This window comes from Chryseobacterium taeanense, from assembly GCF_900099685.1.
GTDB classification, from domain to species: Bacteria; Bacteroidota; Bacteroidia; order Flavobacteriales; family Weeksellaceae; genus Chryseobacterium; species Chryseobacterium taeanense.
In genome coordinates this window covers 162,258-174,773 of the sequence record NZ_FNDW01000007.1, presented here as the reverse complement: position 1 = coordinate 174,773, position 12,516 = coordinate 162,258, and the positions used below count along the sequence as shown (strand labels likewise).

Here is a 12,516-nt window from a genome sequence, read left to right as displayed (position 1 = left end):
TTAATTTTTTAATTTGAACATCAAACTCTTTACAGAAATCATCAATTTGTACAAAAATATTTGTAATTTGGTCTTTTAAATTCATAGCAATAAATTGTTTAAATATTTGAATGTCAGAAACTTAAATATACGAATTATTGCTATTTTTTACAAAGTTTATCTCAATTATTATCCCGAACTCAGGTTATATTAAACGAAATCTCTGCATTTGAAACCTTTCTTTAATACTAAACATTGAAATATTTAGAAATAGAAGAAATCCGAAAAAGATATAATAAGCTCCATTTGGAAGTTTTGAGAGATTTTGAAAAATACTCATATAATATTGTTTAAAATCGGGCTTTACCTCAACATAAGTATAAATCGTGTCATGACATAAAAGGCAATCTATTTCTTCTTCTTCAGTTTTTGGACTTTTATAATTCACAGTGGCAAATACATTTCCGGTTTTTTCCAAATCCAATGCGTAAGTTTCATGTTTTGCAACGGCCATATCATTTAATAGAGAGACAAAATCACCATAACTGTTATTTTTATCTAAAATAAATTCTATTCCGGTTTCTTTTTCATTACGTTTTTGGAGAGACTTAATTTCCGAAACATAAAATTTTGAATATTCTTTTGCTTTTGAAGGATCAACCTTTATTTTCTTGTAATCCCAGTTTCGTACGGATTCAAAACTGTACATATCATTGCTTTTATCTTTCTTTAATTTGGCAGGAATTCCGATATCAATGACAGTATACTTCGTCTTATCAACATATGGATTAATATAATACCAAAATAAAACAGGTATAATCAAAGCACTCATCAATCCAGGGAAATAATATATCTTTTTCATACGTAAGTTCTTTTGAGTTGAAGATTTTCTTTAATACTGAACATTGAAATATTTAAAAATACCAAAAAACCGAAAATGATATAATAAGTTTGGTTGGGAACATGATTGATGAAGGTTTCAGGTTTGATGATATTTAATGCTGATTTTTCTTTATAATACTCGTTATCAACCACGCAAGTGCCGTCACTATTATAATTTCTCCTGGTGGTGTTCGGATCTTTGTACATATGGATCGCAAAGAAATGATTCGTTTTCTCCACATCTACTCCGTAGGCTTTCTGTTTTGCCAGCTTCATGGCATCAATTAAGGCAATAAAATCCTGATAATTGTTTTTATCATCAATCACAAATTCTATTCCTGTTTCCTTCTCATTTCTTGCCTGAAGTTTTTTTAATTCCGAAACATAATATGCGCGATTTTGCAGAGCGGTATTAGGCCATACAATGATTTTCTTATAATTCCAGTTTCTATAATCCTCAAATGTTTCGAGGGAATCCGTTGCTACAGCTCTTATTTTTGCGGGCAGTCCCAGATCCATCACCTTGTATGGGGCATGAATTCTTTGACTTCCGTAAAACCAAAACAAAACAGGGATAATCAAAGCACTGATAATTCCGGGAACGTAATATATTCTCTTCATGCCATTAATTTTTATTAAATATAAAACAAAACTTCAATAAAAATAAAAAAAGTGATCCGGAAAACGAACCACTTTATTATGTATAGAATCAAATCTTAAACTTTGAATCTTGAATTAAAAATTACCAGTCTCTTCTTCTTAAAATCCAGTATGATCCAACGATAAAGATCGCACACCAAACCAGGCAGGCAATCATGCTTTCGGTAGGATAATGGAATTCATATTTCATACCCATCATTTTTGCCATTTTAAGTCTCATCATCGGATTTGGGATAAGGCTGGACATACTTTCCAGTGGTAAAAGATGCGTCACAAAAAAGTCGTTCTGCATTATTTGACTTCTTTGAGCTTCCTGCATCCCCCGAACTTTCAAGAAAACTTCAACGCCGGATAAAATACCTTCCACTACCCAAAAAGCAAAAAGAGTGAGAAAAACAAAAACCGATTTCCTCAATAAAATAGACAGAAACATCAGGAAACAAAAGAACGTAAACAGTTTCACAAAATAATTTCCAATAAAGAAAATTTCCTCAAAAACTTTCGCAGATTCCGTCGTATCTGAATATTTATATCCCAGAAACATCGTAATCGCAAAAACAATAATTGTGGAGATAATTGTAAAAATACTGATTGTCATTAATTTTGAAGAGATAAATTCTTTCCTGCTTAATCCGTCAATCGTATTTTGTTTAAACATTCGGTTGCTGAATTCCTGCGAAATGGAAAAAACGATGATTAACCCAAGGAAAATCTTAAGTAAAGCGACAATCCATGTTGTAAAATTCCAGATTTCCGGGAAATTATAAATGCCCTGTTCTTTCAGGTTGATGGTTGTTCCGAAAAGATCAAAATCTACCAGTCCTATAAAAAGTAAAATAATAAGAATGGCAAAATACAGCATTGTAAAAATCTTGAATGGTTGATAATTCAGATTTTTGTAATATTCTAGTTTTAATAATTTTATCATGATTAATTCGTGTTTTTTACAAGTTCAAGGAATTGAGATTCGAGAGAAAGCTTTTTCTTCGATAAATGCGACAGGTAAATCCCCTGTTCAGCAAGTTTCTGGTTCAGAGCTGATGCTGAAATCGAAGCATCATCCCGGATCTGCGCCTTCAGCATATCGCCGTCTTGGTTAACCGCTGTAAACCATTGAAGTTCATTCAAAGCGTTCAAAAGTAATGTATTGTTATCTGCTTTCAATTCAAAATAACCGTTGTTGGCGGTCATTTCATCCACCCTTCCGCAGTAAATGGAATTTCCTTCTTTAAGAACGATAACATGGCTGCATATTTTTTCAATCTCATCCAGCAGATGGCTGGCAATAATGATGGTGATTCCCTTTTTAGCAATATTGCTGATGATCTCACGGATCTGGATAATTCCTTCAGGATCAAGTCCGTTTGTTGGCTCATCTAAGATTAACACTTCAGGATTGTTCAGCATGGCAGACGCAATGGCCAGTCGCTGTTTCATCCCTAAAGAATAGGTTTTGAATGCGTCTTTTTTTCTTTCCAGAAGACCCACAGTCTGAAGAACTTCATCAATTCTCCGGTAAGGAGTTCCTTTGATCTCTGCCACGATTTTCAGATTCGTCTCTGCGCTCAGATAAGGATAAAAATTAGGCTGCTCAATAATAGCGCCTATTTTTTTCAGCGTATCCGGATCAGTTCCTTTCTTCCCAAACCAGTACCAGTCACCACTTGTAGGATTAATGGTGGAAAGAAGCATTCCAAAAGTGGTAGACTTTCCGCTTCCGTTAGGTCCCAGCAAACCATACACATTCCCTTTTTCGACATCAAAAGAAATATTGTTTACCACAATTCTTTTGAATTTTTTAGTAAGATTCTTTACTGATAAAATTTTTTCCATGTAATTTGTTTTACATAGTAGTAGTCTATGTTAATCATAAATTGTTACAGTTTTTATGTTAAATCAATTCTTATTTAATTTCAAATACGTTATTTTTGATCGTATTAATGGATAGTTATGAAATTAGTTGATTTGGCAAGAGAGCTTGATATTTCTGCGGAGGCATTAAAACAATTCATTCAGGATTTTGATCTGGATCTTGTAGATTGCATCAGTACCAATTTTGAAATAAAAAAAGACTTTGAAAAATTTGTTCGGGAAAATATTGAATTTTTAAGGCTTTATGAAAAAGATCTTGACAAAACAAAAACCTTGGAGCAGATTGCTGAAAAGATCAATCAGCCCAGAGAAAAGGTTGAAAAAGCAATTAAAGAATCAGATCATAATATTTTTGATAACGGTTTCTTTAAATCTTCAATATCAAGTTACGGAATAGACAACAGACTGGGAGGAAATTATCAATTTGTGTATGATTATTTCGGAAGCAAAACAAGCCTTCAGAAAAGAGACTTTATAGGATACAGAGATCTGTTTTTTCATATTTCAAGTGTTCTGGAAACTTTCCTGAATCCGCAACAGATAAAAGATTGGGGAATCAACAAACCTGCAGGAATTATTTTATATGGTCCTCCCGGAAGCGGGAAAATCTTCTGGGCAACAAAGATTGCTGAAATTATCGGATACCAGTTTAAAGAAGTTAAAAAGCATTATCTCGGAACTTCATTTGTGAACGGCAGTAAAACCAACTTTAATGATTTTCTGGTAACCATGATGAAAGAAGATAAAGTATTGCTTTTCATTGAAGATTTTGATGATATCATGATGGCAAGAAAAGCAGAAAATAACGTCGCTTCATGTAATCTTGAAACACAGGAAATTATACTTCATTACATTTCAAAATTTGAGCAGGAAGATCTCCTGATGGTAGGCTCTGCGAATTCTGTTGCAGAAATAGATGAAGAAATTCTGGCTCCGGGAAGATTTGATGTGATGATTCCTATTTTCCCGCCCAACCTTGCAGAAAGATCAGAAATTATTTTGTATATGATGACAAGAAATCTCGAAAAAGATTCTCTTTTATTTAAAATTTTAAAAAATAACAACGCCGATAAAATTCCTTTCTGGCACGAGATTTCTGCCCAGATGAAAGTGTTCAGCAACACCATGTTGATTGACTTTACCCAAAGTCTTAAAAAAAGAATCAAAAACCTTTACCAGAAAACAAGAGACGAAAATCTTAAGATCGACCAAAATCTTTTGAGAGGTGCTTTGAAGGATGCGGCAGGAAAACTTACGGCAGAATATCTGGATCAGATCGCCAGATTCTTGAGTGATGTTATCATTAATAATTTCGAACAGTTCCAGAATAGGGTAAAACAGCTGAAAACCGAACTCGACTTCTATAGGACTGTTGAAGAGCCGAGAAGAGTAATCGGTTTTTCTCATAATGAAGAGGAAGAGAATGCTGATGAAGCAAAAAAATGATTTAAAATATTTTTTTTTTAAATTTAAAAACTAATTTTGTAAAAATTAATTCCTATGAAACAAAAATTACTAATTTTAGTATTTATACTACTTAATATTACTGTTTTTTCTCAGATTACAGTAAATGAGGGTTTTGAAAGTAATTCTACACCAAATGGTTGGGCTTACTCTGGATTTGAACAAGTAAGTACTTCGGGAACAGCTTGTACCGGGACAAAAGCAATTAGTGCAAATCTCTATGGAGTCTCGGTTCCTACGTCTACAGCATCTGTAGCGTTTAATGCTAATAATTCAAATGGACAAGCTATAAATATTTCATTTAAATATAAAGCAGAAGCTACAAATACCTCTAATCCTGTTGTTACAGGAAATTTTAAAGTGGAGTATTCTTTTGATAATGGCTCTTCTTATTATTTAGTAGGTTCTGCAATTAATTTAACCGGTTCAGTTATTACATGTACGAATTTTACAGGCACAATCCCAGTTAATACATCTTCATCAAATTCTAATTTAAAGTTTAGGATAACAGCTAAAAATGAAAATTCCGGAGACTGGAAATTAATCATTGATGATGTGGTTTTAAATCAGGCTATATTATGTACAGGTCCTTCAAATAGCTCTGTAAGTAATATTCAGACTACTTCGGCAAAGATAAACTGGAGTTCAACCTATACTCCTTCCAACGGATTTGAAGTATATTATACTACTTCATATACAGCCCCGACAGCTACAACAATTCCTTCATTGTCCGGAATATCAAATACCTATGTTGTTCTTAATTCTTTAGAACAGGGAGTCCGTCATTACGTGTATATTAGATCAAATTGCGGGTCACAGGTGAGCCCATGGGTGTTAGCGGGAGGTAATTCTTTTATAACTCTATGTGGATCATGGGATTTGCCTTATTTTCAGGATTTTAATTCAATACCGCCTATGTATCTTCCACCTTGCCACAGAACTGATAACGTAGCTGGGGCGGCTTGGTGGGTTAATCCTATTGAAACTCAAAATTATGGTTCTGGTAATGCGCTTGGCACTCCAGATAATACTTGGTTTTTCACAAAAGGCTTAAATTTACAGGCAGGTGTAACCTATATGCTGAAATATAATCGTCCGAGAAAAAGAGTAAATTCACGAAAGAGATTAAAAATTGCTTATGGCCTGACACAGGATTATATGTTAATGACAAATATTATTTATAACCAAACCGCTCCCTATAATGCGGATTCGGGACAGGAAATTTTTTATTTTACGCCTGCTCAATCAGCGGTATATTATTTAGGATTTAATACCTCAGGCTCGGGTTTTGGAGACGAATCATATTCAATTGCTATTGATGACATTAGTCTGGATGTAGCTACAAGCTGCAGAATCGTTGAGAATGCATCAGTAAGTTCAATAACACAGACTTCTGCAACGGTAGAATGGTCTGCGCCTTCTATAATTCCTTCCGGAGGCTATGATTTATATTATAGTACAGATGATGCTTATCCTTCAAGCTCAGTAATTCCAAATTATCAGGGAATAACAAATTTATCTCAGGATCTAAGTTCTTTGGAACCAGGTAAAAGATATTTTGTCTGGTTAAGAAGTAGGTGCTCATCTGCACAATTTAGCGACTGGAAAAGATTTCATTTTTCTACAGCTTGCCAAACGTATGTAACAACCCCTTATATAGAAGATTTTGAAAAAAGCTTTGTTGGGGAAATTCCAAATTGTACTTCTATGGAGTATATCCTACCACAAATAACTGAAACAATAGCAGAAGTTAGGTATAAATATAATGCAAACTGGCCTTCAAAAGTTCTTGTTAGAGATTATGATTACAATACTGTAAATTCATGGTTCTTTACGAAACCTATTTACCTGGAATCAGGAAGACAATATAAAATGACCTACTTATATGGGATAATCGGTAGCTATTCTCCTTATTATCAATTACAATTAAAAGTGGCATTTGGAAACCTTCCAAATTCAGCTTCTATGATAAATATCATTCAGGATTATCAAGCGGTTCAATCGCCTAATAGTTCTGCAGAACATTTATTTAGCGTACCAGCTACAGGAATTTACTATATTGGATTTAATGATAAAAAAGATAATACTTATAATTATCTTATCATGGACAATATTAGTATTACAGATAACGGAGTATTAGCAACGAATGATATTGATCGAAATAGTGATACTAATGTATATCCTAATCCTTTCCGTGATAAAATATCTATATCTGATATTAAGGACATAAAATCAATTGAAATTAAAGATGTTTCAGGAAGATTAATAAAGAGTTTAGCAGTGGCTAAAGAAATTTCCTTAGGTGAATTGAATTCAGGTGTTTATTTCATCAGTTTACAATATAAAGATGGCTTTGTCAAGACCATAAAAATCGTAAAAAATAATTAGGTTGACTAGTCCTAAAATAAGTTGACAAGTTATTTTAGGACGGGACAGTTTCATAAAAAAAGCGGTAATTCATATTATCGCTTTTTTTATTCCAATTTTGGATGTGATATTGTTATTTAGGCATCAAACAAAATCCTTATTTTTGCAAAAATAAAAAATCGTGATAAACAGCGACCAGATAAAAGAAATTCAGTCAAGAATTGACGATCTCCATAAATATCTTCAGATCGATAAAAAAAAGATAGAAATAGCCAATGATGATGAGAAAACTGCAGCGCCGGAATTTTGGGATAATCCTAAAGAGGCGGAAGCATTTCTGAAACAGTTACGCTCCAAGAAAAAATGGGTAGAGGCCTATGAAGAAATTCATACTCAGTTTGAAGATCTTCAGGTTTTGGTAGATTTTGCCAAAGAAGATCCTGATTCTGAAAAAGAGCTAGATGAAACTTTTCCTCAACTAGTAGAGAAAATTGAAGATCTGGAATTCAAAAATATGCTGTCTAATGAAGGAGATGAGCTTTCTGCGGTATTGCAGATTACAGCCGGAGCCGGAGGAACCGAAAGCTGCGATTGGGCTTCGATGCTTATGAGAATGTACACCATGTGGGCAGAAAAACAAGGCTATAAGATCCGAGAACTGAACTTTCAGGAAGGCGATGTCGCCGGTGTAAAAACCGTAACGCTGGAAATTGAAGGAGAATTTGCGTTCGGATATCTTCGCGGTGAAAACGGGGTGCACAGGCTGGTAAGAATTTCACCTTTTGATTCCAACGCGAAAAGACATACTAGTTTTGTTTCAGTATATGTTTATCCATTGGTTGATGATACGATAGAAATCAACATCAATCCTGCCGATATTTCCTTTGAAACAATGAGGTCTTCCGGAGCAGGTGGACAGAACGTAAACAAAGTGGAAACAGCCGTTCGTCTTCGTCACGCTCCGACAGGAATTATTATTGAAAACTCAGAATCCCGTTCACAGCTTCAGAATAAGGAAAAAGCCATGCAGTTGCTTCGTTCAAGATTATATGAAATGGAATTGGAAGAAAGAATGAAAGCCCGTAACGAAATCGAAGCCAATAAGATGAAAATCGAGTGGGGAAGTCAGATCCGTAATTACGTGATGCATCCTTACAAATTGGTAAAAGATGTACGTTCCGGATACGAAACTTCGGATGTGGATTCTGTGATGAACGGAAATCTTACGCCATTCCTCAAAGCGTTTCTCATGGCCGATGGAACCGCAGTTTCAGATGATGATATGGACTTATAGAATTCATGTTTAAATTTCGTTAAAATCTTATAATAAATTTCGGAATGACGTTTATTAATCCTATTTTTGTTACTTATCAAAACGTATGGAAGATTTCAATAATTGGAAAGATTTATTAAATCCTGAGTTTTATATAAAGCTTGGAGGATTTTGGCTTATTTTGTTTATTATTTTTGCTGAAACAGGTCTTTTTGTAGGATTTTTTTTACCGGGAGATTCACTGCTTTTTGTTTCGGGAATTTATTCGATCGACATTATAAGAGAAACTTTCGGATCTACAGGAAGTGATTTCTTCGACACCTTTATTTTAGCATCTGCTGTAGCAATTGCAGCTATTATTGGAAATGAAGTGGGATATTATTTTGGGAGAAGAGCCGGTTCTGCTCTTTACAAAAGACCGGATACCTGGTTGTTTAAAAAGAAATATCTCTATCAGGCTCACGATTTCTTTGAAAAGAACGGAGCGCTGGCCATCATTATGGCAAGATTCCTGCCGGTAGTAAGAACTTTTGCGCCGATCGTTGCCGGAATCGTAAAAATGGATAAAAAAGATTTCTTAAGAGATAATATTATCGGGGCTGTCTTATGGTCATTCTTACTGATCTTCGCGGGGCATTATCTGGATAAACTGTTCATCGATCAATTCGGAATCGATCTGAAGAAAAAACTCGAACTGATTATTATCGTTATCGTTTTAATAACAACCGTACCGGTAATTCTAAAGTTTTTATTTGGAAAAAAACAGGATTTCTCAAAATATGAAAACCATAAATTCGACGACGAAGAATAAAATTCAATTTTAAAAAACACCAGCCTGCCCTTAAAGAGCAGGCTTTTTTTACGTATTGCATTTCATCACTTATCACTATTAATAATCCATTTCAGAATATTCGGATAAATAATGCTGTCCCTTTTTTTCTTATTAAAGAATCTTGCCGCATGTCCCGTATTCTTCATGAAAACAAGTTTATGCGGAACATTTTGTGCCGTTAATACTGAATCTAGAGCTAACCCTTGTTTCTTATTCACCAAAAAATCCTGATTTCCCTGGAAAATCAAAGTCGGAACATCGGAGATATTGGCGATCGGACTTGCCTTTATGAACTCTTCAGATATATTTTTTCTGTGAAATTTTCTCCCCACAACTTTTTGAATCGTAGGTGAAGAATATCTGGAATAGAAAGAAATCAGATATTCCGGAGAATAAAAGTCGGTAGGTGCGCTCAGGGCAATAATTTTTTTGATCTGTTCCGGATGTTGATATCCATACAATAAGGTAAGATGTCCGCCGGCACTTTCGCCCAGAAGAATATAATTGTTAGGTTGCAGTTCTGCTTTCCCTGCCAGTTCATTGAATTTTTTGATCACGCGACTAATATCTTCCAACTGTTCGCGATACGTAATCTTTTTTGATCGGGAAACCAGTCTGTAATTCATATTAATGCTAGGAATATTATGGCTGAAAAGCATTTTCTGAATCTGAATCATATGCTCTTTTCTTCCGTATTTCCATGCTCCGCCATGAACCATAATGACAACCGGCGAATCTTCGGGATAATCAGACGGAAGAAAGACATCCATTTTCTGCTTTTTATCCTCACCATATTTCAGATTGTATATTTTCTGTTCGTTATTCGGTCCCAGCCAAACTCTGAATTTTGTATTGCAGGAATTGAATACAAAGCTGATTAGTCCCAGAACGAAAAAATGATACTTAAGAATCAGCTTTTTCATGAATTAAATTTACGGAAATTTTAAAACAGACAAAATATCAACAATTATCTTTTTCGGATTTGGTTTCACTGTTTTATCCTCACCGTTGAGTCTTTTTATCTGGAATTTGAGTCTTTGAGTTTCAACACTGAGTAAAAAAGACTGTTTTTCGAATCTTTTATCCTCGTCGTTGAGTCTTTCTGCCTGGAATTTGAGTCTTTAAGATTCAATGCTAAGTAAAAAAGACTGGTTTGTGAAAGTTTTATACTTGCCTCAAAAATCTCACGACTCAATAAATGTTAATTCCTTTCAAAACCTTTTGTAATCATACATAAAGTAAAATTAAAATAATTACTTTTGCTTAACAATTATTAAAAAAATATTAAAATTTATGGCATCTGGTTTTTTTGCTATTTTGGATGATATCGCAGCCCTGATGGATGATGTAGCGGTTACGAGTAAAGTTGCAACGCAAAAAACAGCAGGAATTCTGGGAGATGATCTGGCTGTAAATGCTGAGAAGGCAACGGGGTTTCTTTCGTCTCGCGAGCTTCCGGTATTGTGGGCCATTACAAAAGGATCTTTCCTTAATAAACTGATTATCCTGCCTATTGTATTTTTACTGAACTGGCTGTATGCCCCGGCGATCAATTATGTGCTAATTGTCGGTGGCTTGTACCTTTCATTTGAAGGGATGGAAAAAATTATTGAGTATCTATTTCACCGCGATAAAAAGGGGCATGAAGTAGAAAAAGAAATCGAGGAAACAAAAGGCCAGAGCCCTGAGGAAATAGAAAAAGCAAAAGTAAAATCAGCCATTACCACCGATTTTATTTTATCGATTGAGATTGTAATCATTGCTTTGGGAACAGTGCTTGAAGAAAGTCATCCTTTTATCACACAAATTTTGGTAACGAGCCTTGTGGCTTTTATTGCTACCGTAGGTGTGTACGGAATTGTTGCGTTGATCGTTAGAATGGATGATGCCGGATTTAAATTAATTAAAAAGAGTAATGATAAAGGATTCTTCGGTAAGCTGGGACACCTGTTGGTAAAAGCTTTACCAATTGTCATCAAAGCATTGGGTGTTATCGGAACTGTTGCTCTGATTCTGGTTGCCGGAGGAATTTTTGCCCATAGAATAGAGTATTTTCACCATTTATTTCCAACCTGGCCGTCATTATTGAAAGACCTTGTTTTCGGATTAGCCGGCGGACTTCTTGCCGTAGCTGTTTTCACGGCAGGAAAAGGAATCTATTCATTAGCGGTAAAAAAATAAAAAAAAGAAATAGTATTAAATAATGAGTCCTGCCATTTAAAACGACAAGACTCATTATTTTTTATATTTAAAAATTTGTATTAAATTTTCAAATATAAAACGAGGATATATAGTATGAAATTTATCCATAAACTTTAAGCAATATCTAAGCTTTTCCGACTCCAGTGAGTCTATCAAAAATTTATATAATCTTTTTCATATTTTTGGAAAAATATTGTAAGAAATGTATACCGTTGTTTGGACAGAAACTGCAGAAAAATCATATGAAAATAATCTGCAATATCTTTCGGAGTATTGGTCAACAAGAGAAATTCGCAACTTTATGGATAAGGTTGATGAAGCAGTTATGAATATATCGCTTAATTCATTAATAGGTAGTGTTTCAGAAGAAAATTATAACTATAGAAAATATTTAGTCGTACCACAAATATATCTTTATTACCGTGTTACTTCTGACAGAATATATCTTGTATCCTTTTGGAATAACTTTCAGGATCCGGATAGGCTACAAAAACTTCTTACGTAATTCTTCCCTGACCACCGAATGTTCTCTATAGTTACCATTCTCAATATCTTTCTCGGATTGCTCTATTTCTAATAGCAATGCTTCACGCGGTGATAATATTTTTGCCAATGCCAACATTTCATCTGGCGTAAATGACTGAGCACTCAATTTCCGGTAAAAGGTAGCTGGTGCAAGTCCTATCTTTGAAATAATATGGCTTTTTTTATAGGGACTATGGTTTAATAGTCCTTCTATTTCACCCATCACTTTCTTATAATTTAAAATTTCCTGTATCATTTTTGATATAATTAATTATAATTATTGAGACAAATATAATAAAAAAATGATAGGATGAAATATAATTTATAATTTAGTTATTCTTTAATAACTCTCCATATTTGTCATCATCTCATCTTTCTAACTCAGCATTCTTAATTTCATCGTAAAGAAAAAATGTAGATTATACTATCGCAAGATCATTAGTAATAAAAAAGGATTCCC

12 protein-coding genes are annotated in these 12,516 nt (G+C 34.2%); 6 read left to right on the top strand and 6 right to left on the bottom strand.

Annotation, left to right across the window (positions count from 1 at the left end; genetic code table 11):
- Positions 1-184: 184 nt before the first annotated feature.
- The 4 genes from BLR30_RS11750 to BLR30_RS11735 form a co-directional block, all read right to left on the bottom strand.
- Entirely contained in the window at positions 185-841 is a 657-nt protein-coding gene (locus tag BLR30_RS11750) for a hypothetical protein (protein ID WP_089858815.1), read from the bottom strand.
- Entirely contained in the window at positions 838-1,482 is a 645-nt protein-coding gene (locus BLR30_RS11745) for a hypothetical protein (protein ID WP_089858812.1), read from the bottom strand. Before BLR30_RS11745 ends, BLR30_RS11750 begins: the two co-directional genes overlap by 4 nt.
- Before the next feature lie 121 nt (positions 1,483-1,603).
- Entirely contained in the window at positions 1,604-2,449 is an 846-nt protein-coding gene (locus BLR30_RS11740; RefSeq protein ID WP_089858808.1) for an ABC transporter permease subunit, read from the bottom strand.
- A gap of 2 nt (positions 2,450-2,451) precedes the next feature.
- On the bottom strand, positions 2,452-3,354 hold the full coding sequence (locus BLR30_RS11735; RefSeq protein WP_089858804.1) for an ABC transporter ATP-binding protein: 903 nt from the start codon (positions 3,352-3,354) through the stop codon (positions 2,452-2,454).
- Between the two features lie 117 nt (positions 3,355-3,471).
- Between BLR30_RS11735 and BLR30_RS11730 the strand changes: the two genes are divergently transcribed.
- The 4 genes from BLR30_RS11730 to BLR30_RS11715 all read left to right on the top strand — a co-directional run bounded on the left by BLR30_RS11730 (position 3,472) and on the right by BLR30_RS11715 (position 9,308).
- A complete protein-coding gene (locus BLR30_RS11730; RefSeq protein ID WP_089858800.1) occupies positions 3,472-4,839 on the top strand; it encodes an ATP-binding protein in 1,368 nt (455 codons plus the stop codon).
- 54 nt (positions 4,840-4,893) lie between these two features.
- Entirely contained in the window at positions 4,894-7,245 is a 2,352-nt protein-coding gene (locus BLR30_RS11725) for a fibronectin type III domain-containing protein (RefSeq protein ID WP_089858797.1), read from the top strand.
- A gap of 160 nt (positions 7,246-7,405) precedes the next feature.
- The gene (gene prfB, locus BLR30_RS11720) at positions 7,406-8,518 is read left to right on the top strand and encodes a peptide chain release factor 2 (protein WP_089858795.1); all 1,113 of its coding nucleotides are present in this window, start codon (positions 7,406-7,408) and stop codon (positions 8,516-8,518) included.
- An 85-nt stretch (positions 8,519-8,603) separates the two neighbouring features.
- On the top strand, positions 8,604-9,308 hold the full coding sequence (locus tag BLR30_RS11715; protein WP_089858792.1) for a DedA family protein: 705 nt from the start codon (positions 8,604-8,606) through the stop codon (positions 9,306-9,308).
- 65 nt (positions 9,309-9,373) lie between these two features.
- On the opposite strand, the gene BLR30_RS11710 is transcribed toward BLR30_RS11715, so the two are convergent.
- On the bottom strand, positions 9,374-10,252 hold the full coding sequence (locus BLR30_RS11710; protein ID WP_089858789.1) for an alpha/beta hydrolase: 879 nt from the start codon (positions 10,250-10,252) through the stop codon (positions 9,374-9,376).
- A gap of 370 nt (positions 10,253-10,622) precedes the next feature.
- Between BLR30_RS11710 and BLR30_RS11705 the strand changes: the two genes are divergently transcribed.
- Entirely contained in the window at positions 10,623-11,510 is an 888-nt protein-coding gene (locus BLR30_RS11705) for a DUF808 domain-containing protein (protein WP_089858785.1), read from the top strand.
- A gap of 223 nt (positions 11,511-11,733) precedes the next feature.
- Positions 11,734-12,036: a type II toxin-antitoxin system RelE/ParE family toxin gene (locus tag BLR30_RS11700; protein WP_089858780.1), complete on the top strand. Its 303-nt coding sequence runs from the start codon at positions 11,734-11,736 to the stop codon at positions 12,034-12,036.
- Here BLR30_RS11700 and BLR30_RS11695 read toward each other — a convergent pair.
- Positions 12,016-12,312 carry a hypothetical protein gene (locus BLR30_RS11695; protein WP_089858777.1) on the bottom strand — a complete coding sequence of 99 codons (297 nt, stop codon included), beginning with the start codon at positions 12,310-12,312 and terminating at the stop codon, positions 12,016-12,018. The genes BLR30_RS11700 and BLR30_RS11695 overlap by 21 nt on opposite strands.
- Between the last annotated feature and the right edge of the window lie 204 nt (positions 12,313-12,516).